25 protein-coding genes are annotated in these 23,315 nt (G+C 74.1%); 15 read left to right on the top strand and 10 right to left on the bottom strand.

Translation table 11 applies throughout. The features are described from left to right. Window positions 1-48: 48 nt before the first annotated feature. The 5 genes from EBO35_RS04630 to ligD (EBO35_RS04610) all read right to left on the bottom strand — a co-directional run bounded on the left by EBO35_RS04630 (window position 49) and on the right by ligD (EBO35_RS04610) (window position 4,734). Complete coding sequence (locus EBO35_RS04630) at window positions 49-1,260, bottom strand: histidine kinase dimerization/phospho-acceptor domain-containing protein (protein WP_122816680.1); 1,212 nt, start codon at window positions 1,258-1,260, stop codon at window positions 49-51. Continuing rightward, window positions 1,253-1,948 carry a response regulator transcription factor gene (locus EBO35_RS04625; RefSeq protein WP_122816679.1) on the bottom strand — a complete coding sequence of 232 codons (696 nt, stop codon included), beginning with the start codon at window positions 1,946-1,948 and terminating at the stop codon, window positions 1,253-1,255. Before EBO35_RS04625 ends, EBO35_RS04630 begins: the two co-directional genes overlap by 8 nt. Before the next feature lie 83 nt (window positions 1,949-2,031). Then, a complete protein-coding gene (locus EBO35_RS04620) occupies window positions 2,032-2,589 on the bottom strand; it encodes a S24/S26 family peptidase (protein ID WP_122816678.1) in 558 nt (185 codons plus the stop codon). A 287-nt stretch (window positions 2,590-2,876) separates the two neighbouring features. Beyond that, a complete protein-coding gene (gene ligD / locus EBO35_RS04615; RefSeq protein WP_122816677.1) occupies window positions 2,877-3,782 on the bottom strand; it encodes a non-homologous end-joining DNA ligase in 906 nt (301 codons plus the stop codon). Between the two features lie 7 nt (window positions 3,783-3,789). Further along, window positions 3,790-4,734, bottom strand: coding sequence for a non-homologous end-joining DNA ligase (gene ligD, locus EBO35_RS04610; protein ID WP_122816676.1), 945 nt, complete (start codon window positions 4,732-4,734; stop codon window positions 3,790-3,792). A gap of 35 nt (window positions 4,735-4,769) precedes the next feature. On the opposite strand from ligD (EBO35_RS04610), the gene EBO35_RS04605 reads away from it, so the two are divergent. The 4 genes from EBO35_RS04605 to ku are packed head-to-tail and all read left to right on the top strand — an operon-like array spanning window position 4,770 to window position 9,009. Next, window positions 4,770-6,074 carry a flavin-containing monooxygenase gene (locus tag EBO35_RS04605; RefSeq protein ID WP_206422671.1) on the top strand — a complete coding sequence of 435 codons (1,305 nt, stop codon included), beginning with the start codon at window positions 4,770-4,772 and terminating at the stop codon, window positions 6,072-6,074. Beyond that, complete coding sequence (locus EBO35_RS04600; RefSeq protein ID WP_206422670.1) at window positions 6,071-7,024, top strand: bile acid:sodium symporter family protein; 954 nt, start codon at window positions 6,071-6,073, stop codon at window positions 7,022-7,024. The genes EBO35_RS04605 and EBO35_RS04600 overlap by 4 nt, the downstream gene beginning before the upstream one ends. Next, a complete protein-coding gene (locus EBO35_RS04595) occupies window positions 7,021-7,986 on the top strand; it encodes an SDR family oxidoreductase (protein ID WP_206422669.1) in 966 nt (321 codons plus the stop codon). Before EBO35_RS04600 ends, EBO35_RS04595 begins: the two co-directional genes overlap by 4 nt. Window positions 7,987-8,004: 18 nt before the next feature. Next, window positions 8,005-9,009: a non-homologous end joining protein Ku gene (gene ku / locus EBO35_RS04590; RefSeq protein ID WP_122816675.1), complete on the top strand. Its 1,005-nt coding sequence runs from the start codon at window positions 8,005-8,007 to the stop codon at window positions 9,007-9,009. 327 nt (window positions 9,010-9,336) lie between these two features. Here the strand turns inward: ku and EBO35_RS04585 are convergent, their stop codons facing one another. Continuing rightward, entirely contained in the window at window positions 9,337-10,668 is a 1,332-nt protein-coding gene (locus EBO35_RS04585) for an HNH endonuclease (protein ID WP_122816674.1), read from the bottom strand. A 344-nt stretch (window positions 10,669-11,012) separates the two neighbouring features. On the opposite strand from EBO35_RS04585, the gene EBO35_RS04580 reads away from it, so the two are divergent. The 4 genes from EBO35_RS04580 (at window position 11,013) to EBO35_RS04570 (ending at window position 13,327) form a co-directional block, all read left to right on the top strand. Beyond that, a complete protein-coding gene (locus EBO35_RS04580) occupies window positions 11,013-11,780 on the top strand; it encodes a VOC family protein (protein WP_122816673.1) in 768 nt (255 codons plus the stop codon). A 38-nt stretch (window positions 11,781-11,818) separates the two neighbouring features. After that, window positions 11,819-12,577: a sulfite exporter TauE/SafE family protein gene (locus EBO35_RS04575; RefSeq protein ID WP_122816672.1), complete on the top strand. Its 759-nt coding sequence runs from the start codon at window positions 11,819-11,821 to the stop codon at window positions 12,575-12,577. A 122-nt stretch (window positions 12,578-12,699) separates the two neighbouring features. Then, a complete protein-coding gene (locus tag EBO35_RS19340; RefSeq protein WP_164477805.1) occupies window positions 12,700-12,864 on the top strand; it encodes a hypothetical protein in 165 nt (54 codons plus the stop codon). A 55-nt stretch (window positions 12,865-12,919) separates the two neighbouring features. Beyond that, window positions 12,920-13,327 (top strand): hypothetical protein, encoded by a 408-nt coding sequence (locus EBO35_RS04570; protein ID WP_122816671.1) that lies wholly within the window; start codon window positions 12,920-12,922, stop codon window positions 13,325-13,327. A 31-nt stretch (window positions 13,328-13,358) separates the two neighbouring features. Here the strand turns inward: EBO35_RS04570 and EBO35_RS04565 are convergent, their stop codons facing one another. From EBO35_RS04565 to EBO35_RS04555, 3 genes are read right to left on the bottom strand one after another with little or no spacing between them, the layout of a single operon-like run. Then, complete coding sequence (locus EBO35_RS04565; RefSeq protein WP_122816670.1) at window positions 13,359-14,423, bottom strand: ABC transporter permease; 1,065 nt, start codon at window positions 14,421-14,423, stop codon at window positions 13,359-13,361. After that, window positions 14,420-15,319, bottom strand: coding sequence for an ABC transporter ATP-binding protein (locus EBO35_RS04560; protein WP_122816669.1), 900 nt, complete (start codon window positions 15,317-15,319; stop codon window positions 14,420-14,422). The genes EBO35_RS04565 and EBO35_RS04560 overlap by 4 nt, the downstream gene beginning before the upstream one ends. 2 nt (window positions 15,320-15,321) lie before the next feature. After that, window positions 15,322-16,722: an amidase gene (locus EBO35_RS04555; RefSeq protein WP_122816668.1), complete on the bottom strand. Its 1,401-nt coding sequence runs from the start codon at window positions 16,720-16,722 to the stop codon at window positions 15,322-15,324. 18 nt (window positions 16,723-16,740) lie between these two features. Here EBO35_RS04555 and idi point away from each other — a divergent pair, with 18 nt between their 5' ends. The 7 genes from idi to EBO35_RS04520 are packed head-to-tail and all read left to right on the top strand — an operon-like array spanning window position 16,741 to window position 22,590. Beyond that, a complete protein-coding gene (gene idi / locus EBO35_RS04550; protein WP_122816667.1) occupies window positions 16,741-17,388 on the top strand; it encodes an isopentenyl-diphosphate Delta-isomerase in 648 nt (215 codons plus the stop codon). Further along, a complete protein-coding gene (locus tag EBO35_RS04545) occupies window positions 17,385-18,437 on the top strand; it encodes a polyprenyl synthetase family protein (protein WP_122816666.1) in 1,053 nt (350 codons plus the stop codon). The genes idi and EBO35_RS04545 overlap by 4 nt, the downstream gene beginning before the upstream one ends. Beyond that, window positions 18,434-19,372: a phytoene/squalene synthase family protein gene (locus EBO35_RS04540; RefSeq protein WP_122816665.1), complete on the top strand. Its 939-nt coding sequence runs from the start codon at window positions 18,434-18,436 to the stop codon at window positions 19,370-19,372. The genes EBO35_RS04545 and EBO35_RS04540 overlap by 4 nt, the downstream gene beginning before the upstream one ends. Further along, window positions 19,369-21,018 (top strand): phytoene desaturase family protein, encoded by a 1,650-nt coding sequence (gene crtI / locus EBO35_RS04535; protein ID WP_122816664.1) that lies wholly within the window; start codon window positions 19,369-19,371, stop codon window positions 21,016-21,018. Before EBO35_RS04540 ends, crtI begins: the two co-directional genes overlap by 4 nt. Then, window positions 21,015-21,371 (top strand): lycopene cyclase domain-containing protein, encoded by a 357-nt coding sequence (locus EBO35_RS04530; RefSeq protein ID WP_122816663.1) that lies wholly within the window; start codon window positions 21,015-21,017, stop codon window positions 21,369-21,371. Before crtI ends, EBO35_RS04530 begins: the two co-directional genes overlap by 4 nt. Further along, window positions 21,368-21,670 (top strand): lycopene cyclase domain-containing protein, encoded by a 303-nt coding sequence (locus tag EBO35_RS04525; protein ID WP_122816662.1) that lies wholly within the window; start codon window positions 21,368-21,370, stop codon window positions 21,668-21,670. Before EBO35_RS04530 ends, EBO35_RS04525 begins: the two co-directional genes overlap by 4 nt. Continuing rightward, a complete protein-coding gene (locus tag EBO35_RS04520; RefSeq protein WP_206422668.1) occupies window positions 21,667-22,590 on the top strand; it encodes a prenyltransferase in 924 nt (307 codons plus the stop codon). The genes EBO35_RS04525 and EBO35_RS04520 overlap by 4 nt, the downstream gene beginning before the upstream one ends. Here EBO35_RS04520 and EBO35_RS04515 read toward each other — a convergent pair. Beyond that, window positions 22,553-23,308: a glycosyltransferase family 2 protein gene (locus EBO35_RS04515; protein WP_206422667.1), complete on the bottom strand. Its 756-nt coding sequence runs from the start codon at window positions 23,306-23,308 to the stop codon at window positions 22,553-22,555. The two genes, EBO35_RS04520 and EBO35_RS04515, sit on opposite strands and share 38 nt — an antisense overlap. Window positions 23,309-23,315 lie beyond the last annotated feature (7 nt).

The raw sequence follows: 23,315 nt of genomic DNA, 5'->3' as shown, positions 1-23,315 counted from the left end.
CCATGACATCCGCGCCGTGACATCCGCGCCTGAGCCCCAGGCGTCCGGTCACCGGCGCGGCAGCAGCAGGACCATCCCGTCGGCCGGGGAGGCCGCGACCAGCCGGCCGCCGAACGACTCGCAGGTCTCCCGCACCCGACCCCACCGGTCGTCGCGCTCCCGGAGCCGCCGCGAGCGCCGCGCCTCGGCGGGCGCCGCGGCGGTGACGGTGATCCGCAGGGTCCCGTCGTCGTTGCCGTCGAGGACCAGCCGCACCTCGCCCCGAGTGTCGCGCACGACCGCCTCGAGCAGCAGGTCGAGCACCTGCTCGACCGGCCCGGGCGTGTAGGGCTGCTCCAGGGCGCCCTCGACCGCAGCGGTGACCAGCCGGTCGCGGCGGACCAGCACGTCGGCCCAGCGCTGGGCGGACTGGCTGGCCAGCTCGTGCAGCGGCACCACGGCATCCTCGATCAGGGTCCCGCGGTGCAGGGCGACCAGGTCGCCGGCGACGCCCTCGACCTGGTCGACACCGGCGACGCAGCGGGTCACCGCGTCCCGGGCGTCGGCCGGCAGGTCCCCGCGCTGCGCCAGGTCCTCGAGCTCCAGGCGTACGCCGGTCAGCGGCGAGCGCAGCTCGTGCGAGGCGTACGCCGCGAACTGCCGGTCCCGGGCCACCCGGTCGCGCAGCTGCGCCGCGCTGGCGCCCAGGGCCTGGCCGATCGCCCGCGCCTCGGGGACCCGGGTCCGCGGCAGGTCCAGGTCGAAGCGGCCCCGGCCGAGCGCGGCCGCGGCCACCGCGAGCCGGCGGAACGGCGCGGCCAGCAGCCGGGACACCACGAGCCCGAGCACGACCGCGCACAGGACGCCGACGACCAGCATCGCCAGCACCGACCACCACTCGTCACGGACCAGGGCGACCATGCTGCGGTCGGCCCGGGCCACGCTCACCTGGCCGCGGCCCGCCAGGCCGGTGGCGCTGAGCTCGCCGGTGGCGTCGTTGTCGTACTCGGGGCCCGTGGCGACCACCTCGGGGCCGGCGGCCGGCGCCCAGCGGATCTGCTCCTCGGGACGGACGAGGCCCTCGAGGAAGTCCGCGTCGACCCGCCGGCCGGCCTCGAGCCGGTCCTCGACGAGCAGCCGTGCCACGTCCGCGTCGTGGCGCAGCAGCCGGCTGTCCTGCTCGCGGAGGTTCTCGGTGACTGTCCAGCACTGGACCAGCCCCACCCCGGCCAGCAGCACGACGGCCAGCAGCGCGAAGGCGAGCGAGAGCCGCTCACGCATCGGGGGGACCCTCGAGGCGGAATCCCACGCCCCGAACGGCCACCACCTTCTCGGTCACTCCGACGCTCTCGAGCTTCTGGCGCAGCCTGCCGATGGTGACGTCGAGGGTCTTGGTCGAGCCGTACCAGTTCTCGTCCCAGACGTCGGCCATCAGGCGACCGCGGGAGACCACCTTGTCGCGGTTGGCCGCGAGGATCGCCAGCACGTCGAACTCCTTGCCGGTCAGCGGCACCTCGGCGTCCCCGGCGTACACGCGGCGGGCCCCGACGTCGATGCGCAGCCCGCCCGGGGCCACGTCCTCCTGGCCGTACCCGCCTCCGGGGAGGGTCCGGCGCAGCAGCGCCCGCACCCGGGCCTGGAGCTCGGCCAGCCCGAACGGCTTGGCCAGGTAGTCGTCGGCGCCGTAGTCGAGCCCGACCACCCGGTCGAGCTCACCGGCCCGGGCCGTCACGATCATGATCGCGCCGGCGAACCCGTTGTCGCGCGCCTTGCGGCAGACCTCGAGGCCGTCCATGTCGGGCAGGCCCAGGTCGAGGATCACGACGTCGGCCGGCGCGGTGGCGAGCTCGACGAGGGCCTTCTGGCCGGAGTCGACCCACGAGACGGCGTAGCCCTCGCGCTCCAGGGTCCGGACGAGTGGGAACGCGATGTCCTCCTCGTCCTCGACGACCAGGACTCTCTGCGCCATGGCCGAAGCATAAGGCTCGGGGGTGCGACCCACGGCCGCTTTGGTCCGTTGTGACACGGCCCGCACCGGTCCCGCGCGGCCGGTCATGCGCGGGTCCGACCGGCGGGGGTCGTACGCCGCAGCGCCGCCGGCCCGCTGCGGTCGCGGCGGGGTCGGCGCGACAGGCCGGCGGCCGCCAGCACCAGGCCCCCGGCGGCGCCCCACGCCAGCAGGTGCCCCGCACTCAGGAACGGGTGCCCGACGTACGGCACGGCGAGCACCATCCGGCTGGCGGTGGCCCCGTCCAGCGGCACCACCCAGGGGTCGGCCCCGACGTTCGCGTCGCCGCGGGTGCGGGCGCTGTCCAGGCCCAGCTCCACGATCCGGTGCCCGATCGGCCGGGAGTCCGCCGCCGCGCCGGGCGGACGGGTCACGAGGACGTCGCCGACCTCGAGGGCGCTGACCGGCACCTCCCGGGCGAGCAGCACGCTGCCGCGGCCGAACGCCCCGGTCATGGAGTCGTCGGCGACCAAGTGGCGCTGCAGACCGAGCACCGTGGGCAGCAGCGCCAGCACCACGAGGGTGCCCAGCGTCGCGCCGAGGACGACGAGGCGGCCGGTGGTCAGCAACGGCCGGGGCCGCGGGACGGGCGCGAGCTCCACGGCCTTCTCGTTCTCTGTCGGGCCCGGGCAGTCGGTCCGGGCGGGGGTGGGTTGGACGAGGGGCCGGCCGGCCGTCCCCCCCGGAACTACCGGGCGGCCCCTCATCCAGCCCCGGGGAGACGAGCTCCCCGGTCGACCGGTCACCGGACGCCCCCCGGCATCCGGCAGCCGGCCGAACTGGCTGCGCGCTCACGCTAGGCCGCCCGGCGCCACGCTCGGCCCACGCGTGCTCCACGCCGGGGCCACGGCTCGGTAACGCCGGCGAGCACCCGGCTCCGGGCGGGGCGTCAGGCGAACAGGTCGCCCTGGTCCGCGACCCGCTCGAGGACCTCCTCGAAGCGGAACTGGTCCAGGCCGAGCTCGTCCTCGGCGCCCGCCTCGACCTCCGCCCAGGTCACCGGCGTGGCCACGAACGGGCGCTCCTTCCCGCGCAGCGAGTACGGCGAGATCGTGGTCTTCGAGCCGGAGTTCTGCGACCAGTCCAGGAACACCTTGCCGCCGCGGCGGGCCTTGGTCATCGTCGCCGTCACCAGGGTCGGGTGCTCGCGCTGGAGCTCCTCGGCCAGCTCCTTGGCCAGCGCCGTGGACCCCTCCGGCGGCAGCCGCCGCGGCAGCTCGGCGTACAGGTGCAGGCCCTTGCTGCCGCTGGTGACGGGACGGCCCTCGAGGCCGCGCTCGGCCAGCTTGTCCTGAACCATCAGCGCGACCCGGCAGCACTCGTGCAGCCCGGCCGGCTCCCCGGGGTCGAGGTCGATCACCAGCCGGTCCGCGTCGGCGGGACGGCCGTCCGCGTCGACAGTCCACTGGTGGACGTGCAGCTCGAGAGCCGCGAGGTTGACCAGCCAGGTGAGCGTCGCCAGGTCCTCGACGACCGGGAAGACCAGGGTGTCCCCGTTGCGCGAGGTCCCGCGCGACCCGGTCGTCGGGACGGTGACCGTGCGCACCCACGACGGGGTGCGCGGCGGGACGTTCTTCTCGAAGAAGCTCTGGTCCTGCACGCCGTGCGGCCAGCGGATCCGGGTCACCGCCCGGTCGGCGAGGTGCGGCAGCAGCGTGGGCGCGATCTGGGCGTAGTAGTTGAGCACCTCCCCCTTGGTGGTGCCGGTCGCCGGATAGAGGACCTTGTGGAGGTTGGAGATCGTCAGGGTCCGGCCCTCGACCTCGACCCGCACCTCCTCGCGCTGCGGGCTCATCGCGCTCTCACAGGTCCTCCGGGGCGAGATCGGTGCGGACTCCCTGGTACGACGGCTGGCGCAGCCGCTGGGCCCGCGAGGTGTGGTGGGTGTCGACGTCCACGACGACGACCGGGTCGACCCAGCGGGTACCCAGCGCGTCGACCCGGGGCACCTCGTCGGCGAACGGGCTGTCCGTGCGCTCGTGCGGCGCCAGCAGCTGCGCCAGCTGGGCGCCCACCTTCGGCCCGATCCCGCTGCCGACCCGGCCGCGGTAGAGCAGCCCGTCCGCGGTCGGCTCGCCGACCAGCAGCGCCGCCAGCCGGTCGCCGGTGCCCTCCTGGGGGCGCCAGCCGCCGACGACGTAGGAGAGCCGGTGCCGGTGGGCGAACTTCAGCCAGTGCGGGGTGCGCGTGTCGAAGGCGTAGCGCGAGGTGCGGCGCTTGCTGACGATGCCCTCCAGGCCCTGCTGGAGGGTCGCGTCGAAGAGCATCGGGCCGTCGTCGTACGACGCGGGCACCTGCCAGGCGCCGAGCGCCCCGTCGGCGGCGAGGCCGGTGAGCAGCTCGCGGCGCCGCTCCAGCGGCTCGTCGGTGAGGTCGCGGCCGTCGAGGCGCAGCAGGTCGAAGACCATGAACGTCGCGGGGACGGTGCGCGCCAGCCGGGCGGCGGCCGGGCCCTTGCGCACGTGCATCCGGTCCTGGAGCACCCGGAAGTCCGGCAGGCCGTCGTCGTTGAGCGCGATGATCTCGCCGTCGACGAGCAGGTCACGGCCGGGGATGCCCGGCCCCGCGACGTCCGGGCCCGCGACGTCGGGCCAGGCGATCGTGACGTCGTTGTCGTTGCGGCTGGTCAACCGGATGCGGTCGCCGCCGCAGTCCGCAAGGATGCGGACGCCGTCCCACTTCACCTCGTGGGCCCACTCCGCGCCGATCGGCACGGAGGTGCCCTTGGTGGCCAGCATGGGACGCATCCGCACATCCTGTCCCACCCGCACCAGGAGCACACGTGGAGAAGACGTACGCCGTGATCGGCGCGGGACCCTCGGGGCTCGCCGCCGCGCGGAACCTGCAGCGCTACGGCCTGCCCTGGCAGGGCTACGAGCTCGGGGCCGGGGTGGGCGGGCTGTGGGACATCGGCGGGCCGCGGTCGACGGTCTACGAGTCCGCGCACCTGATCTCCTCCAAGCGCACGACGGAGTTCGCCGAGTTCCCGATGCGCGAGGAGGTCGCCGACTACCCCTCGCACCGGGACCTGCTCGGCTACTTCCGCGACTTCGCCGACGCCTTCGACCTCACCTCCGGCTACTCCTTCGGCACCGAGGTCACCTCCGTCCAGCCGCGCCCCGACGGCGGGTTCACGGTGCGCACCGACTCCCCCGACGGCCCCCGCGAGGCCCACCACGCCGGCGTCCTGGTCGCCAACGGCACGCTCAGCGAGCCGGCCGTGCCCGACCTGGCGGGCCGCTTCGACGGCGAGCTGCTGCACACCAGCGCCTACAAGAGCCCGACGATCTTCGCCGGCAAGCGGGTGCTGATCGTGGGCGCCGGCAACTCCGGCTGCGACATCGCCGTCGACGCAGTCCACCACGCCGCGTCGGTGGACATCTCGGTGCGCCGCGGCTACTACTTCGTGCCGAAGTACATCCTCGGCCGGCCCGCCGACACCCTCAACCAGGGCCGGCCGCTGCCGCCGCGGATCAAGCAGGCCATCGACTCCCGTCTGCTCAAGCTGTTCACCGGCGACCCGGTCCGGTTCGGCTTCCCGAAGCCGGACTACCGGATCTACGAGTCCCACCCGGTGGTGAACTCGCTGGTCCTGCACCACGTCGGGCACGGCGACCTCACGGTCCGGCCCGACGTCGAGCGGCTCGACGGGGACGGGGTGGTCTTCCGCGACGGCGGGCGCGCGGCGTACGACGTCGTGGTGCTGGCGACCGGCTACCACCTGCACTACCCGTTCCTCGACCCCCGGCTGCTGCGCTGGGCCGGACGCGGCTCGGCGCCGGACCTCTACCTCAACATCTTCACCCAGGAGCACCGGGACCTGTTCGTGCTCGGGATGATCGAGGCCTCGGGGATCGGCTGGCAGGGCCGCTACGAGCAGGCCGAGCTGGTCGCGGCGTACCTGCGCGCGCGGTCCGCGAACCCCGCCGCCGCGACGGCGCTGGAGGACCGGGCCCGGGGACCGCGGCCCGACCTCTCCGGCGGCTACCGCTACCTCGGGCTGGAGCGGATGTCCTACTACGTCAACAAGGACGCCTACCGGTCAGCGGTGCGCTCCGAGACCGAGTCCCTGGGAGTGCGCCCGTGAACCCGCTGCTGACCGTGCTGGCTACCGACGTCGACGGGATCCGGATCGCGTTCGAGGAGGGGTCGCTGACGACCCTGAAGATCGTGATCGGGGCGATCCTGTTCGGGGTCGCGCTGGACACCCGGCTGGAGGACTTCGCCGCGGCGGTGCGGCGGCCGGTGGTGATCACGATCGGCGTGGTCGCGCAGTTCCTGCTGCTGCCGGCCCTGACCTTCGCGCTCACGCTGCTGCTCGACGTGCGCGGGTCGGTGGCGCTCGGGATGATCCTGGTCGCCTGCTGCCCGCCCGGGAACGTCTCCAACATCCTCACCCACCGGGCCGGGGGCGACGTCGCGCTGTCGGTGTCGATGACCGCGATCAGCAACGTGCTGGCGATCTTCCTGATGCCGCTGAACATGGCGTTCTGGGGATCCCTGCACCCCACCGGGGACGCCCTGCTGCGCGAGATCGATCTCTCGGCGGTCGACATGCTCGCCGAGATCGCCTTCGTGATCGGGGTGCCGTTCGTCCTCGGCATCACGATCGCGCGGCTCTGGCCGCGGGTCGCCGCGGTCGGCCACCGGGTGGTCGGCCCGCTGTCGTTCCTCGCGCTCGGCGCCGTGATCGCGATCGGCGTCGCGAACAACTGGAGCATCTTCGTCGACCACATCGGCGTCGTCCTGCTCGCGGTGCTGCTGCACGATGCGCTGGCGCTGCTGCTCGGCTACGTGATCGCCCGCGGGACCCGGCTGCCGGAGGCGAGCACCAAGGCGATGACCTTCGAGGTCGGGATCCGCAACGCCGGGCTCGGGCTGCTGCTCGTGTTCACCTACTTCGACGGCCTCGGCGGGATGGCCCTGGTCGCCGCGTGGTGGGGCATCTGGGACATCGTCGCCGGGCTCGCCGTCGCGCAGTGGTGGCGCCAGCGCGCCGGCCGCGGCGTCCGCGCCGAGCCGGAGCCGGTCGCGTGAGCGCCGCACCCATCCGGGTGCTGGTCACCGGCGGCAGCGGGTTCCTCGGCTCCTCGGTCGTCCGCGGCCTGGCCGCGGCGGGCCACGACGTGGTGAGCGCCGACCTGCGGGCGCCGGCGGCGCCGGCGGACGGCGTGCGGCACGTCGTCATGGACGTGACCGACCGCGCCGGGGTGCTGGCCGGGGTCGCGGAGGCCGCGCCCGACGTGGTGGTGCACCTGGCCTCGATCGTCACCCCCGGGCCCGGCTCCACCCGGGAGAGGGAGCGGGCCGTCGACGTCGACGGGTCCCGGCACGTCCTCAAGGCGTGCCTGGCCTCCGGCGTACGCCGGGTGGTCGTGTCCTCGAGCGGGGCGGCGTACGGCTACCACCCCGACAACGGGGCGGCCCACGGCGGCTGGCTGACCGAGGGCGACCCGGTCCGCGGCAACGTGGAGTTCGCCTACAGCGACCACAAGCGCCAGGTCGAGGAGCTGCTGGCCGAGCTGGGGGCCACCCACCCCGAGCTGGAGCAGGTGGTGCTGCGGATCGGCACCATCCTGGGCGAGACGGTCGACAACCAGATCACCGCGCTCTTCGAGCGGCCCCGGCTGCTGAAGATCCGGGGATCGGACTCGCCGTTCGTGTTCATCTGGGACACCGACGTGGTGGCGATCATCGAGCGGGCCGTGACCGGCCCGGTGACCGGGATCTTCAACGTCGCCGGGGACGGGGCGCTCACGGTCGACGAGATCGCGGGCATCCTGGGCAAGCCGGTGCTGACCGTCCCGGAGCCGGTCCTGCGGGCCGCGCTGGCAGTGGCGCGCCGGCTGCGGCTCACGGCGTACGGACCCGAGCAGACCCGGTTCCTGCGGTACCGGCCGGTGCTGGCCAACGACCGGCTCAAGACGGTCTTCGGCTACACGCCCTCGCGCAGCTCGCGGCAGGCCTTTGACGATTGGCGGATGCGTGAGCGTCGCTGAGGTCGGATACTGACGGTCATGCGAGCGATCTGGAAGGGCGCGGTCTCCTTCGGGCTGGTCAGCGTGCCCGTGAAGCTGTACGCCGCCACGGAGTCCCACGACGTCTCCTTCCGGCAGGTGCACGCCAAGGACGGCGGCCGGATCAAGTACCAGCGGGTCTGCTCGATCGACGGCGAGGAGGTCCCGTACGCCGACATCGCGAAGGGCTTCGAGACCGAGGACGGCGAGATGGTGGTCCTCACCGACGACGACCTCGCGGAGCTGCCGTCGACCTCCTCGCGCGAGATCGCGGTGGAGAAGTTCGTGCCGACCGACCAGATCGACCCGCTGCTGTTCGAGAAGAGCTACTACCTGGAGCCGGAGAAGTCCGGCGCCAAGCCGTACGCCCTGCTGCGCCAGGCGCTCCAGGACGCCGACCGGATGGCGGTCGTGACGGTGGCGCTGCGGCAGCGGACCTCCGTGGCGGTGCTGCGGGTGCGCGACGACGTGATCGTGCTGCAGACGATGATGTGGCCCGACGAGGTCCGCACCCCCGACTTCTCGGTGGAGACGGGCGAGGTCAAGGACGCCGAGGTCAAGATGGCGAACATGCTCGTCGAGACGCTGGCCGGCGACTTCGACGCCTCGGAGTTCGAGGACGACTACGCCGAGGCCGTCGAGTCCATGGTGCGCGCGAAGGTCGAGGGCGGCGAGGTGCGCCGCACCCCCACCTCGACGAAGTCCTCGGGCGAGGTCGTGGACCTGCTCGCGGCGCTCCAGCGCTCGGTCGACGCGGCGAAGAAGGGACGCGGCGAGGAGCCGGACTCGGGGTCGAACGCCGACACGGGTGACCAGGAGTCGGGCGAGAAGTCGGACGGGGAGTCGGGCGAGGAGAAGCCCGCGAAGAAGCCCGCCGCGAAGAAGTCGACAGCCAAGAAGACCCCCGCTGCGAAGAAGTCCGACGCCAAGGCACCGGCGAAGAAGAAGGCCGCGCCGGCGAAGAAGTCGACAGCCAAGAAGACCCCTGCCCGCAAGGCCAGCTGACCCGGGCAGGCGGGGCCCGGGGGGCGCCGAGGATCCCCCGTGCACCGGGGATCCTCGGGGTTCTCGGTGCATTGCAGTGCCGTAGGAGCGCCGGAAGTGCCCAAGGAGTCGACCGCGTCGGCGGTCGAGCCGCGAGTGCAGCGAGCGGGTCGAGGCCGTCCGTTGCGGCCGGGACGGCGGGTGCCTGCGGGGGTCTCGACACTCTCAGGCGCCAGGGCGCCTTCGCGGCTCGACCACCGGGAGGGCCAGGCGCCGGGGCGCCTTCGCGGCTCGACCACCGCCGCAGGTGGTCGAGCCGTGAGCGCAGCGAGCGTGTCGAGACCCCGGTCAGGTGACGATGGTGGTGCCGGTGTGGTCGCGCCGCAGGTGGATGCCGTTCGGGGATCGCCACAGGTAGGTGGTCTCGTCGAGCTTGGTGTAGGTCCAGTTGGTGTGGGTCTTGGCCCGGTGGTGGGTGCGGCACAGGGGTGCGAGGTTGGGGTCGGTGGTCTCGCCGAAGTCCTCGTCGTCGCCCGGTGGTCCTTCGCGTTCGTGGCGGTGGCGGATGACGTGATCGTTGTCCGCGCGGCGGGCCGAGCGGCCGCACCAGGGGAAGACGCAGGTCGGGTTGTTGAGCTGGACGCGCTCGGCCATCCGTTCCGGCACCTCGTAGGCATCAGTCCGGGTGACGTCGGCGAGGTCGATCACCGGCTTCACGATCACCTGGGCATCGGGGCTGGCGCACCAGGTCCTGACCTGGTCGACGGAGACGAACGAGCGGCTGTTCTCGACCCGGGCCAGATGTAGCCCGTCCGCGCCGGCGATGGCCGCCTCGGTGAGGTGGACGTGGACGACGACCTGGCGGGGCTGGCAGCGCTTGGACAGGCCCTCGATCTCGCTCGGGGTGGTGTCCAGGTCGAGGGCCAGCTGGCGGCGGGCGATCTCGCCGACCGCTAGGGAGCGGCGTACGTCGAGGGACTCCGCGCAGCCGAGCTCCCCGAGGATCCGGGCGCCGCGGGCGACCGCGCCTTCGAGGTCGAGGGCGTCGGCCAGGTCGAGCTCGCCGTCGACGATCACGGTGCCTGCGAAGGAGATCCGTCCGGTGTCGAGGTCGAAGTGGCGCCGGTCGGCGGCTGCCTTGCGCTTCTCCTCCGCGCCGGCCGGGTCGAACCGGACCCGGGCCTCCTCGATGAGCCGGTCCAGGGCGGCGTACCCGATCTTTCCGGCCACCGCGTGGACGTGGGTGTCGACGTAGGCCGCGCCGTCGGCGGGCAACGAGAGGGTGTTCGCCGCGACCTTCCGGCCCCGCCAGGCCGGCACCTCTCCGGCCCGCACGGCAGCCCAGGTCTTGGGGAGCCGGTGCGCGAGCTCGACCGCCTCGCCGAGCATCGCCCGGGCCGCGTCCGAGGACATGCCGAGCGCGGCGCCGAGCTCGAGTGGCGCGAACTCGGTGACCAGCGGCGCACCCGGCCCCGCGATCGCGACCTCACCCTCGGCACCCGGGAGGCAGGCCGCGTCGTCCATGCAGTCGACCGAGTGCATCGAGGCCCACGCGACCGCCCCTTCGAGGACCCGCACCTGAGCGGCCTCCGCCGCAGCCTGCTCTGCCCTGACAAACCCCAGTACCGCGGCGGGGCTGTCGCACTCGCCCAGCGGGGAGGGGTTCGGGTCGATGGCCATAGCACATTCTAATCGAACAGACGTTCGAATCGCTAGACGTAGAGCGAACACTGTGGAAAGAAATCCTGATACCTCGCGGCGGGACCGTCAGCCCAGGCAACGGCAACGCGAGAGCCCCGAGGACCAAGACCCTCAACCCGAGCGGCGCCCAGCCGCCTCGTTCGGTAACCGGGGTCTCGACACGCTCGTCGCTAGCGCTCCTCACGGCTCGACCACCGGACCGGCTCGACCACCGGACCGGCTCGACCACCGGACCGGCTCGACCACCGGATCGGCTCGGCGACCGATGAGTCCGACCGGGCGTGCGAGTCAGCAGGGCTGACCCCGGACCCGAGGAGCCTCCGATGCGCGTCGACCACCACTCCCCCGGCAACCCCTGCTGGATCGAGCTGTTCACGCCCGACCCCGCAGCAGCGCGGACCTTCTACGCCGATCTGTTCGGGTGGGAGGCCGGCGAGGCCAGCGAGGAGTTCGGCGGCTACTTCATGTTCTTCCACGACGGCGCGCCCGTGGCTGGCTGCATGGACAACGACGGCGGCCGGATGGGGCCGGCGGCGTGGTCGGTCTACCTGCACACCGACGACGTCGCAGCGAGCCTCACCCGAGCCGCGAAGAACGGGGCCACCGTCGAGGCGGGACCGATGCAGATCGGGGACGTCGGCCACATGGGCTTCCTGACCGACCCGACGGGAGCCGGGATCGGGCTGTGGCAGCCGCTGGCCCATCCCGGGTTCGTCGCTCGCGCCGAGGACGGCGCGCCCGGGTGGTTCGAGCTGTCGACCGGCGACTACCCGGCCGCCCTGGCCTTCTACCGCGACACGTTCGACTGGGACCTGCACACCCTCAGCGACACCGACGACTTCCGCTACACCACGTACGGCGAGGACGAGGCGGCGTACGCCGGGATCGAGGCCGCCACCGGCCTCGGCGAGCCGGACCAGTGGCGGCTCTACATCCAGGTCGACGACACCGACGAGGCCACGAGGAAGGCGCTCGCCGCTGGCGGCACCCAGACGCTGGCGCCGGAGGACACGCCGTACGGCCGGTGTGCCGGGCTGCGCGACCCCGCAGGGGTCCCGTTCCTGCTGATGGGTCCCAACCGAGAGGGCTGAGCACGGGTCCGACCGGGCCCGACCCTAGGATCTGCCGCATGTCCGGCCTCGAGCAGCTCGCAGTGCTCGCGGCGGGACTGGGCGCCGGAATCCTGACCTCGACGGTGGGGGTCGCCTCGCTGCTCAGCTTCCCGGTCCTGCTGGCGATCGGGCTGCCGCCGGTCACGGCCAACGTCTCCAACACCCTCGGGCTGACCCCGGGCGGGCTCAGCGGCTCCTTCGGCTACCGCGCCGAGCTGCGCCAGCACCCGCGGCTGGCGGCCCTCATCCTCGGGGTCTGCGCGGGCGGGTCAGTGCTCGGCGCGGCGCTGCTGCTCGGCCTCCCGCCGGGGGTCTTCGAGGTGGTCGTGCCGTACCTCATCCTCTTCACCTGCCTGCTCGTCGGCGTCCAGCCGACGATCTCGCGGCTGCTGCGCCGCGGCCGCGAGCCGGGCCCCGACCGGATGTCGCTCTCGCCGGTCGCGACCGGCTTCGCCGCCCTCGTGGGCGTGTACGGCGGCTACTTCGGCGCCGGGGCCGGCGTGATGATGGTGGCCGTCCTCGGGTTCGGCACCGACCTGCCGCTGGCCTCCGTGAACGCGCTGAAGACCCTCGCGCTGATGGCCGGGAACGTCGTGGCGTCGCTGATCTTCGTGTTCGTCGCCGACGTCGACTGGGCGGTCGCCGGGCTGCTGGCCGCCGGCTCCGTCGTCGGGGGGTACGTCGGCGCACGCATCGGCAGGCGCCTGCCGCCGGTGGTCTTCCGGGTGCTGGTCGTGCTCGCCGGCGTCGTCACCGCCGCGACGATGCTGGCCTGACTGGCCTGACTGGCCTGACTGGCCTGACGCTCGCCCGCGCCGCCCTGACGGTGCGGCGGTGCTCGGTGGGTACCGCGAGGCGGTGCGGCGACGCACCACCCCGGACGCGACGAGAGGACGACATGAGCGAGACCCCCGACGGCGCCAGCTCCGAGCGCGACGACGCTGACGCCGACGAGCGCCAGCAGATCGCCGACGTACAGGAGCAGCTCGACGCCCAGGCGGACGGTGACGGACTCGCCGCCGAGGCCGGCGCCGGCGAGGAGACGGGCCTCACGGAGGGCTGACCGCGCCGGCTCGGGGCCCTTGCCCCGGCCGCCCGGGGACGCGGATCATCGACGGATGGACGTCGGCCTCCTGGTGCAGCTCGGGGTCATCGCGGCCGTGCTGGTCGTCTTGTGGGTGCTCCCCGACTGGGAGGTCCACCGCCGCCGAGCGCGGCGCTGGGGACGACGGCTCGGCGTGGTCGCGGCCGAGCCCCCGGGGCAGTCCGGGCCGCCGATCGAGCGACTGGCCGCCGACGCCACGCGGATCCGCTCCGCGATCCGACAGGCTCCGAGTGGAACTCCCGCCGCCCGGATCCGAGGCTGGCTGAAGGCCTACGACGACGTGCTCGTCCAGGCGTGCCGGGCCCTCGACCTCGAGCAGCGGCTGGACCGCCTGCCGCCCGGTGTCGAGCGGGACTTCGAGCGGGAGCGGGTCGAGCGGCTGCTGGTGCGGGCCGGGCTGCTGGGCGACCCGCGGCGCTGAGGGCCCCCGCCCGCGCGGGGACGCTCACGCCTCAGTGCGTCTCCCACCGGAACAGCCGCGCGGCGACGAGCGTGACCACGACCGCGAACGCGGCCAGGATCGCCAGCGGCGCCAGCACCGCGCCCGGCCCCTGGCCCCGGACCAGCACGTCGAGCATGCCCTCGTTGAAGTGCTTGAGCGGCAGCAGGTTCGCGATCCCGTTCAGCCACGCGGGGGCGCCGTCGAGGGAGAAGAACGACCCGGACAGGAACGCCATCGGCAGCACGATGAAGTTCGCGGCGTTGACCGCGCCCTCGGCGGTCTTGGTGATCGCGCCGGCGAGCAGGCCGATCGCCATGAAGCACAGCGTGCCGACGACCAGCAGCGGCACCGACATCCACCAGGACCCGTTCAGCTGCAGCCCGAACGCCACGACCCCCAGGCCCACGAAGATGACCATCTGAACCAGCGCGATCGCGAGCGTGACAGCGACCCGGGCGCTCACCAGGGTCCGGGTCGGGACCGGCGCGAGCTGCAGGCGCCGCAGCAGCTTGGTCTGGCGCCAGCCCTGCAGGGTGGCCGCTGCCCCGAACGCGGCGCTCATCGCGACCGCCCACCCCAGCAGGCCCGGGGTGACGAACTGGATCGTGTCCAGCGAGTCGTCCTCGACCCGCTCGGCGGCCAGCTGGAAGCGCGGCGGCCCGCCGCTGAGCTCCACGTTGGTGCCGTCGACGAACGAGCGCAGCGCGCCCTGGGTGATCGCCGCCCGGGTCTGGTCGGTCATCGTGTAGTGCGCGACCAGCGTGTCGCCCTGCATCTCCACTGCCACGTCCACGTCGCCCTTGCGGACCTCGTCGATCGCCGCGTCGAGGTCGTCGGACTCCTGGACGTCGAAGGTCTCCTCGAACGCCGCCCGGGCGTCGGGCGACATCTCCTCGAGCAGCGCGACGTCGCCGACCTGGACCAGGTCCACCTTGGACTGGCCCTGGTCGGCGAGCAGACCGCCGAAGAGCACCAGGAACATCAGCGGGAAGACCAGCGAGAAGAAGACCGAGGAGCGGTCGCGCAGGAAGCCGAGCAGGATCGCCCGGGAAAGCGCCGGGAACGGGGCGCTCATGCGCGGTACTCCCGCCCCGTGAGGTCGAGGAAGACGTCCTCGAGGGTGCCGGTGCGGACCCGGACGCCGCCGAGCCGGTCGTCAGCTGCCAATCGGCCGACCACCACCGCGGCCTGCCGGGTCATCAGGACCACGCCGTCCGGTGTCTCCTCGACCGCCACGACGCCGGGCAGCGCCCGGCCCTCCTCGACGCTCAGCTGCCCCGGGGCGACCTCGATCCGGGTCGGCGCGTCGAGTCCGCGGACCAGCGCGGCCGGGGTGTCCATCTGCAGCAGCCGGCCGGCGTCCATGATCGCCACCCGGTCGCAGAGCTCCTCGGCCTCGTCCATGTAGTGCGTGGTGAGCACGACTGTGCGGCCCGAGTCGTTCAGGCCGGAGAGGAGGTCCCACAGGTTGCGGCGGGCCTGCGGATCCAGCGCTGCGGTGGGCTCGTCGAGGAAGACCACCTCGGGGTCGTGGACCAGCGCGCACGCGATCGAGAGCCGCTGCGCCTGGCCCCCGGAGAGGTCCTCGACCCGGGTGTCGACCTTGCCGGACAGGCCGACCCGCTCCAGCCACTCGTCGCCGACCCGGGGGCGTACGCCGTACAGCGCGGCGAATGTGTGGATCTGCTCCCGGGCGGTCAGCCGCTCGAAGAACGACGAGGCCTGCAGCTGGACGCCGATGCGCGGCAGCAGGCGGGGGTTGCGCGGCCACACCGGCTCGCCCAGCACGGTGGCGCTGCCGGAGTCGGGCCGGCGCAGGCCCTCGATCATCTCCAGCAGCGTGGTCTTGCCGGCCCCGTTGGGCCCGAGCACGCCCACGAACTCGCCCTCGGCGACGTCGAGGCTGACGTGGTCGACGGCGGTCAGCGTCCCGTAGGTCATGGTGAGGTCGCGGACCTCGATCGCCGCCATGCTCAGCGCCCCAGCACCGGGAACGGGCGGGCCCGCTCCAGCTGGGCCGAGAGCGAGAGCAGCGTCGGCTCGTCGTCGGTGCGCCCGACCAGCTGGACCGCGACCGGCAGCCCGTCGCCCGCGAGGCCGCACGGGACCGAGGCGGCGGGGTTGCCGGCGACGTTCCACAGCGCGGCGTACGCGATCGAGGGCAGCGAGGCCAGCGCGGCGCGCGCGGGGCCGATGCCGTCGAGCGCACCCACCCTCCGGGGCCGGTGCGCGACCGCGGGGGTGAGCAGCACGTCCACGTCCTGGAAAACCCGGTTCGCCTGCTTCGAGACCCGCTCGGTGCGCTCCAGCGCCCACTCCCGCACCCGCGGCGTCACCCACGACCCGAGGCGGTACGTCGCCCGGGTCCGGCGCTCGAGCCGGTCGAAGTGCTCCACCGCGTCGGCCTCCGCCCGGATCCCGGCGAAGAACTGGGGCACGAACGCCGGCGTCGGGTCGGGGTACGCCGGGTCGACCGGCCGGACGTCGTGGCCGAGGTCGGCGAGCAGCCGGGCGGTGTCCTCGACCGCCCGCACGTGGATCGGGTCCGGGCGCACGCCGACGCTCACCGGCTTCGTGGACCACCCGATCCGCAGCCGGCCGGGCTCCCGGCCGGCCGCCTCGACGAACGACTCGGCCGGACCGGCCCGGAACAGGTCACCCTCGACGTCGCCGCGCACCACGTCGTAGACGACCGCAGCGTCCAGGACGGTGCGGGCCAGCGGACCGGCGGTGCCGAGCGCCCACCACAGGTGCGGCTCGGGCGCCGTCGTGACCCGGCCGCGCTGCGGCTTGAGGCCGAACAGCCCGCAGGCAGCGCTCGGGATCCGGATCGAGCCGCCGCCGTCGCCGCCCAGGCCGACCGGGACCATGCCGGCCGCCACCGCGACCGCCGTACCGCCGCTGGAGCCGCCGGGCGTGCGCGTCGGGTCCCACGGGTTGCGGGTCACCCCGCGGGAGACCGACTCCGTGAACGGCCAGGCCCCGAACTCCGACATCGTGGTCTTGCCGACGATCACGGCGCCCGCCGCCCGCAGCCGCCGGACCACCTCGGCGTCGGCCGGGGCCGGGATGGAGTTCCCGTCGCCGCCGAAGGTGGTCACGGCGCCCTCGACCGCGATCTCCTCCTTGATGGCCACCGGAACGCCGTGCAGCGGCCCCGGGGTGCCGCCTCCGGCGAGGTGCCGGTCCCGCTCGTCGGCCTCGGCGCGGGCGCGCTCGGCCAGCACTACCGAGAAGGCGTTGAGGCCCGCATCGAGCTCAGCGATGCGGGCCAGGGAGTCCTCCAGCACCGCCCGGGCCGTGCGCGTGCCGGCCCGGGTGGTCTGGACCGTCTCGACGACGGTGGGCGCGGGCCAATCCGATCCGGCGGGCATGTCCGAACAGTAATCAGAATGCCTGCCACGTGCCCGGGGTACACGCCCTACCTGCGCGGCGGCAGGCCCGACGACAGAGGGGGACGGTTGCCCGAGACGACCGACGACGGAGCCGACCACGACCTCGTGGTCCTCCTCAGCGAGGACGGCCACCCCTGCGGGACCGCGCCCCGGACCGGCGTTCACACCACCGACACCCCGCTGCACCTGGCGTTCTCCTGCTACGTCCGCGACGACGAGGGACGGGTCCTGCTGACCCGGCGCGCCGTCACGAAGCGCACCTGGCCCGGCGTCTGGACCAACTCCTTCTGTGGCCACCCGCGCCCCGGGGAGGACCCGGCCGCCACCGTGCACCGGTACGCCGAGCACGAGCTGGGGCTGACGATCGACGAGCTCCGGCTGGTGCTCCCGGACTTCCGCTACCGGGCCGTCGACCCGGCCGGCATCGTCGAGAACGAGCTGTGCCCGGTCTACGTCGCGCACACCTCGGCCCAGCCGGTCCGCAACCCCGACGAGGTCGAGGAGAGCCGCTGGCTGGAGCCCGACGAGCTGCGGCTGGCGCTGGCGGCCGCCCCGTGGGCGCTCAGCCCGTGGCTGGTGCTCCAGCTCACCGAGCTCGAGCGCGCCGGCGCCTTCGCCGACCTGCCCAGCGGAGCCCGGCCATGACCCGGCGCCCGAGCCCGCTCGGCGGCGCCGCACCCGGGCCCGACGGCGCACCCGGTCCGGCCGGGCCGGGCGGTGCCGACGGTGCGGTCCTGGCGGCCGCCCTCCTGGAGGCCGGTCGCGGCGGCAAGCGCTTCCGCCCGGCGCTGCTGGCGCGCACCCACGAGCTGCTCGGCGGCGACCCGGCCGACCCTGCCGTGGCGATGGTCGCCGAGGCGGTGGAGCTGCTGCACACCGCGTTCGTCGTCCACGACGACGTCATCGACGGCGACGACGTGCGCCGCGGCCGGCCGAGCGTCCCCGGCGCCTTCCGCACCGAGGCCACCGCGCTCGGCGCCCGGCGCGCCGACGCCGCGACGTACGCCGTCGCGGGTGGCGTGCTCGTCGGCGACCTCGCGCTGGTCGGCGCCCTGCGTGCGGTCGCCACGGCCCCCGCTCCCCCGCACGTCGCCCGCCGCCTGCTGGACCTGGTCGACCACGCGCTGCGCATCTCCGCGGCCGGCGAGCTCGCCGACGTGCGGTTCTCGATGGGGGTCGCGGAGCCGTCGCTGGCCGAGGCGCTGAGGATGGCCGAGCACAAGACTGCCGTCTACTCCTTCGGGCTTCCCCTCCAGGCCGGCGCCGTGCTGGCCGGCGCGGACGACGAGCTGGTCGCCGGGCTCGGCGAGGTCGGCCGGCAGCTCGGGCTGGCCTACCAGCTCCACGACGACCTGCAGGGCGTCTTCGGGGACCCCGCCCGCACCGGCAAGAGCGTGCTCTCGGACCTGCGCGAGGGCAAGCGCACCCCGCTGGTCGTGCACGCCCGGGCCACGTCGGCCTGGCCGGTCCTGCGCCGCCACCTCGGCGACCCGGAGCTCACCGCGGCCGGGGCCGCCCGGGTCCGCGACGCGCTGGAGGCCGGCGGCTCGCGGGCCTACGTGGAGGACCTGGCTGCGGGCTACCTCGCCGCGGCCACGGCCGAGGCGACCGACCTCGGGCTTCCCGAGCTGGTCGGCTGGCTGCGCACCCGGCTCCACGCCGGCGGCCCGCACCCGGTCGAAGGAGCAGCATGAGTGCCGAGCAGCCCGGACCCGCCCCGGAGCGCGAGCCGCACCTCGAGCCCGGGGCGGTGACCGGGCCGGCGGGCGCCGGCAGCACCGGGTACCAGGACTACGACCGGGTCGCCGAGGAGAGCGCCGCGCTGGTGATCCGGCGCTACTCCACCTCGTTCGGGATGGCCAGCCGGCTGCTGGCCGAGCCGGTCCGCACGCACGTGCGCAACGTCTACGCGCTGGTGCGGGTCGCCGACGAGGTCGTCGACGCGCCCCGTCCCGGTGGCACCCGCGCCCAGCAGGCAGTCGTCCTCGACGAGCTGGAGGCCGAGGTGCGCCAGGCCCTGATCCGCGGGCACAGCGCCAACCTCGTCGTCCACGCCTTCGCCCGCACGTCCCGGCACTGCGGCATCGGGCACGAGCTGATCGACCCGTTCTTCGCCTCGATGCGCACCGACCTGTTCCGCACCGAGCACGACGAGGAGAGCTTCGCCCGCTACGTCCACGGCTCCGCGGAGGTCGTCGGGCTGATGTGCCTGCGCGCGTTCCTGCGCGACGAGGCCGACCCGGCGGGCTCCTACGCGGCCCTGGGCGACGGCGCCCGACGGCTGGGGGCGGCGTTCCAGAAGATCAACTTCCTGCGCGACCTGGCCACCGACGACCAGCACCTGGGCCGGCACTACTTCCCGGGCCTGGACCCGACCCGCCTCGACGACGTCACCCGCGACCGGCTCCTCGACGACATCGACGCCGACCTCGTCGCGGCCGCCGCGACGCTGCCGTTCCTTCCCCTCGGCAGCAGGCGGGCGGTCCGGGTGGCGCACGGGCTCTTCGCCGAGCTCTCCGCCCGGATGCGGCGCCTGCCCGCCGAGCGGATCGTGACGGAGCGGGTCCGGGTCCCGGGGCCGGTCAAGGCCCGGATCGTCGCACGCTGCCTGGTCCGAGACGCCCGATGAGGCCCCGCACCCGACGCAGCGACGGGCCGGTCCGCGACCAGCGCAGCGGGAGGGAGGACCGGCGGGTCGTGGTCGTGGGCGGCGGCATCACCGGCCTGGCCACCGCCGCCCTGCTCGCCGCCGACGGCTGGTCGGTCGACCTGCTCGAGCAGCGCCCGGAGGTCGGCGGCCGGGCCGGACGCTGGGAGAGCGACGGCTACCGCTTCGACACCGGCCCCTCGTGGTACCTGATGCCCGAGGTCTTCGAGCACTTCTTCGCGCTGCTCGGCACCACCGCCGCCGAGCAGCTCGACCTGGTCGGGCTCGACCCGGGCTATCGGGTCTTCTTCGAGGGCCACGGCGAGCCGCTGGACGTCCGGGCCGGGCGCGAGCGCAACCTCGCGCTGTTCGAGTCCGTCGAGCCGGGCGCCGGCGCGCGCCTCGCGGCGTACCTCGACTCCGCCCGCGAGGTCTACGACCTCGCCGTCCAGCGCTTCCTCTACACCGGCTTCGAGTCGCCGACCTCGCTGCTCAACGGCCCCGTGCTGCGCAGCGGCCCGCGGCTGGCCCGGCTGCTGACCCGCTCGCTGGCCGCGCACGTCGCCGCGAGCTTCGAGGACCACCGGCTGCGCCAGGTGCTGGGCTACCCGGCGGTGTTCCTCGGCACCTCGCCCGACCGGGCCCCGAGCATGTACCACCTGATGAGCTCGATGGACCTCGACGACACGGTGCTCTACCCGCAGGGCGGCTTCACGACGCTGATCGACGCGGTCGCCGGGTTGGCGCAGGCCCGCGGCGTGCGGATCCGCACCCGCTGCACAGTCGAGCAGATCCGCACCACCGCGGCCGCCGGCGGCCGGCGTCCGACCGTCGCCGGCGTCTCCTACCTCGACCCCGACGGCGTACGCCGGGAGCTGGACGCCGACGTGGTCGTCGGCGCCGCCGACCTGCACCACCTCGAGACCCGGCTGCTGCCGCGCCCGCTCCAGACCTATCCCGAGTCGTGGTGGCGCCGCCGCGACGCCGGCCCCGGAGCGGTCCTGGCCCTGCTCGGCGTGGACGGCGAGCTGCCCGGGCTCGCGCACCACTCGCTGTTCTTCACCCGGGACTGGCAGCAGAACTTCGACGACATCTTCGGCTCCTCCACCCGGGTGCCGGACCCGGCGTCGGTCTACGTGTGCCGCCCCTCGGCCACCGACGCCACCGTGGCGCCGGCCGGCAAGGAGAACCTGTTCGTGCTGGTCCCGGTGCCCGCGGACCCCGGCATCGGGCGCGGCGGCGTGGACGGCGCCGGCGACCCGCTGGTGGAGAAGGTCGCGGACGCCGCGATCGCCCAGGTCGCGAGCTGGGCCGGAGTGCCCGACCTCGCCTCCCGGGTCGAGGTGCGCCGCACCATCGGGCCGGCCGACTTCGCCACCGACCTGGGGTCCTGGAGCGGCGGCGCCCTCGGCCCCGGCCACGTGCTGCGGCAGAGCGCGTTCTTCCGGGCCGGCAACGCCTCGCGCAAGGTCGACGGGCTGCTGTACGCCGGCTACGCCACCCGCCCCGGCATCGGCCTGCCGATGTGCCTGATCAGCGCCGAGCTGGTGCTCAAGCGGCTGCGCGGGGACCGATCCTCGGGCCCCTCGCCCGAGCCCGCGGCACCGATCCCGACGGGGACCGCATGAGCCTGGCGTACCTGCTGAGCATCCTGGGATCCACGTTCTGCATGGGCCTGGTCGATCACCGGTGGCGGCTGTTCCTCTTCGGCCGACCCCGCCGGGCGCTGGTCGTGGTCGCCGTCGGCATCGGCTACTTCCTGGTCTGGGACCTGGTCGCCATCGCCCTGGAGATCTACCGGCGCGGCGAGTCCGCGGCGATGACCGGGATCGAGGTGACCCCGGAGCTGCCGCTGGAGGAGCTCTTCTTCATCACGTTCCTGTGCTACGTCACGATGGTGCTGCACGGCCTGTTCAGCATGCTGCTGCGCCGGTCCCCGGCCGAGCGGCCCGAGGTCCAGCACGGGAAGGTGGCGCGGTGACCTATCTCGCCCTGTCGGGGCTGTTCCTGGGAGTCGCGGTGCTCGCGCTGGCCCTGGCCGCGGTCGTCCGCCGGCCGCCGGCCGCGTGGTGGGCGGCCACCGGCCTGACCGCGGTGGCGCTGCTCGTGCTCACGGCGGTCTTCGACAACCTGATGATCGCGGTGGACCTGTTCCGCTACGAGGGCGACCAGATCTCGGGGGTGCTGGTGGGCCGGGCGCCGATCGAGGACTTCGCCTGGCCGCTCGCCGCGGTGGCCGGGCTGCCGGCGCTGTGGCTGCTGCTGGGCCGGTCCCGGTGAGCCCGGCGGAGACCGTGCCGGCGCCGGTGGCCCCGTCCCGGCGCGGCGGGGTGCTGGGTCACGTGCTGGCCTCCTCGCGGCCGCTGAGCTGGGTCAACACCGCCTACCCGTTCGCCGCGGCGTACCTCCTCTCGGTGGGCGGCTCGGACCGGATCGACTGGTGGGTGCTCGCGCTCGGCACTGTGTGGTTCCTGGTGCCCTACAACCTGCTCATGTACGGCGTCAACGACGTCTTCGACTACGAGTCCGACCTGCGCAACCCGCGCAAGGGCGGGGTCGAGGGCGTGGTGCTGGACCGCGCCGTGCACCGCACCACGATCGCGGCCGCCGTGCTCTCGAACCTGCCCTTCGTGGTCGCGCTGGCGCTGCTCGGCGACGCGGTCTCGACGCTGGTGCTCGCGGTGAGCGTCTTCGCGGTGGTCGCCTACTCCGCGCCCGGGCTGCGCTTCAAGGAGCGGCCGTTCCTCGACTCGCTGACCTCCAGCACCCACTTCGTCTCCCCCGCCGTGCTGGGGCTGGCGATGGCCGACGCGCCGCTGACCTGGACCGCGTTCGCGGCGCTCGCGGGGTTCTTCTGCTGGGGCATCGGCTCGCACGCCTTCGGCGCCGTCCAGGACATCGAGGCCGATCGCGCCGGCCAGATCGGATCGGTCGGCACGGTCCTGGGCGCCTCGCGGACCACGGCGTTCGCGCTCGCGGCGTACGTCGTGGCGGGGGTGCTGCTGCTGACCCTGCCCTGGCCGGGGCTGCTGGCGGCGGCGCTGGTGCTGCCCTACGTCGCCAACGTCGCGCCGTACCTGCGGCTCAGCGACGCGGAGTGCGAGCGGGCGCACGCCGGGTGGCGGCGGTTCCTGTGGCTGAACTACCTGACCGGGTTCCTGGTCACGCAGCTCTTCCTCTGGATGACGATCGGCTGGTGACCCGGCCGGCGGCGATCCGGTCGCGCCAGCGCAGCCAGGGCGGCGAGACCGCCCAGTTCACCTCGAGGGTGCGCCAGGCCCGGTCCAGGCGCCGGCGCAGCTGGTCGGCGCCGCGCAGGGAGCGGGCCGAGACCCCGACCCGCAGCGTCCGGTCGTGGCCGATCCGGCGCCCCGGCCCCAGCACGAAGGCCAGGTCGAGGTCGTCGTGCAGCTCGGCGTCGTCGCGGTGCACGCCCCCGCGCACCTCCTCCCAGGCCGTGCGCCGCAGGCCCATCGAGGAGCCCCACAGCGACCGGTGACCCAGCGCCAGGTGGGTGAGCGCGTAGTAGGAGCCGAGGTACGCCGCGGCGACCGGGCGTCGCAGCCCGCGGGGCAGGTCGTAGAAGAAGCCGGTGCCGGTGACCGCCGCGAGGTCGTCGTCGGCGAGCGCCCGGGCGACCCGCTCCACCCAGTCCGGGCCGGGCCGGGAGTCGGCGTCCAGCCGGGCGATCACCTCGCCCCGCGCCGCGTCGTACCCGGTCGCGGCGGCCTGGGGGATGCCCCGCGTCGGCTCGCGCACCACCACGGCGCCGTACCGGTGGGCGACCTGGGCGGTGTCGTCGCTGGAGTCGTTGTCGACGACCACGACCTCCAGCGGCGCCAGCGTCTGGGAGGCGAGCAGGCCGAGACAGTGCTCGAGGGCCCGGGCGTCGTTGCGGGCCGGAATCACTACTGACACGGCCGGC

It is taken from the genome of Nocardioides pantholopis (assembly GCF_003710085.1).
Lineage (GTDB): Bacteria > Actinomycetota > Actinomycetes > Propionibacteriales > Nocardioidaceae > Nocardioides > Nocardioides pantholopis.
Note: the sequence above shows the minus strand (reverse complement) of the source record. Positions and strands in the feature narration are given on the sequence as shown.

Bases quoted from the DNA above. Each gene is read 5' to 3' on its own strand.
- EBO35_RS04630 (WP_122816680.1), bottom strand. From the start codon at position 1,260: ATGCGTGAGCGGCTCTCGCTCGCCTTCGCGCTGCTGGCCGTCGTGCTG.
- EBO35_RS04625 (WP_122816679.1), bottom strand. From the start codon at position 1,948: ATGGCGCAGAGAGTCCTGGTCGTCGAGGACGAGGAGGACATCGCGTTC.
- ligD (WP_122816677.1), bottom strand. From the start codon at position 3,782: ATGAGCCCGCAGCGCGAGGAGGTGCGGGTCGAGGTCGAGGGCCGGACC.
- ligD (WP_122816676.1), bottom strand. From the start codon at position 4,734: ATGCGTCCCATGCTGGCCACCAAGGGCACCTCCGTGCCGATCGGCGCG.
- ku (WP_122816675.1), top strand. From the start codon at position 8,005: ATGCGAGCGATCTGGAAGGGCGCGGTCTCCTTCGGGCTGGTCAGCGTG.
- EBO35_RS04585 (WP_122816674.1), bottom strand. From the start codon at position 10,668: ATGGCCATCGACCCGAACCCCTCCCCGCTGGGCGAGTGCGACAGCCCC.
- EBO35_RS04580 (WP_122816673.1), top strand. From the start codon at position 11,013: ATGCGCGTCGACCACCACTCCCCCGGCAACCCCTGCTGGATCGAGCTG.
- EBO35_RS04575 (WP_122816672.1), top strand. From the start codon at position 11,819: ATGTCCGGCCTCGAGCAGCTCGCAGTGCTCGCGGCGGGACTGGGCGCC.
- EBO35_RS19340 (WP_164477805.1), top strand. From the start codon at position 12,700: ATGAGCGAGACCCCCGACGGCGCCAGCTCCGAGCGCGACGACGCTGAC.
- EBO35_RS04570 (WP_122816671.1), top strand. From the start codon at position 12,920: ATGGACGTCGGCCTCCTGGTGCAGCTCGGGGTCATCGCGGCCGTGCTG.
- EBO35_RS04565 (WP_122816670.1), bottom strand. From the start codon at position 14,423: ATGAGCGCCCCGTTCCCGGCGCTTTCCCGGGCGATCCTGCTCGGCTTC.
- EBO35_RS04560 (WP_122816669.1), bottom strand. From the start codon at position 15,319: ATGGCGGCGATCGAGGTCCGCGACCTCACCATGACCTACGGGACGCTG.
- EBO35_RS04555 (WP_122816668.1), bottom strand. From the start codon at position 16,722: ATGCCCGCCGGATCGGATTGGCCCGCGCCCACCGTCGTCGAGACGGTC.
- idi (WP_122816667.1), top strand. From the start codon at position 16,741: ATGCCTGCCACGTGCCCGGGGTACACGCCCTACCTGCGCGGCGGCAGG.
- EBO35_RS04545 (WP_122816666.1), top strand. From the start codon at position 17,385: ATGACCCGGCGCCCGAGCCCGCTCGGCGGCGCCGCACCCGGGCCCGAC.
- EBO35_RS04540 (WP_122816665.1), top strand. From the start codon at position 18,434: ATGAGTGCCGAGCAGCCCGGACCCGCCCCGGAGCGCGAGCCGCACCTC.
- crtI (WP_122816664.1), top strand. From the start codon at position 19,369: ATGAGGCCCCGCACCCGACGCAGCGACGGGCCGGTCCGCGACCAGCGC.
- EBO35_RS04530 (WP_122816663.1), top strand. From the start codon at position 21,015: ATGAGCCTGGCGTACCTGCTGAGCATCCTGGGATCCACGTTCTGCATG.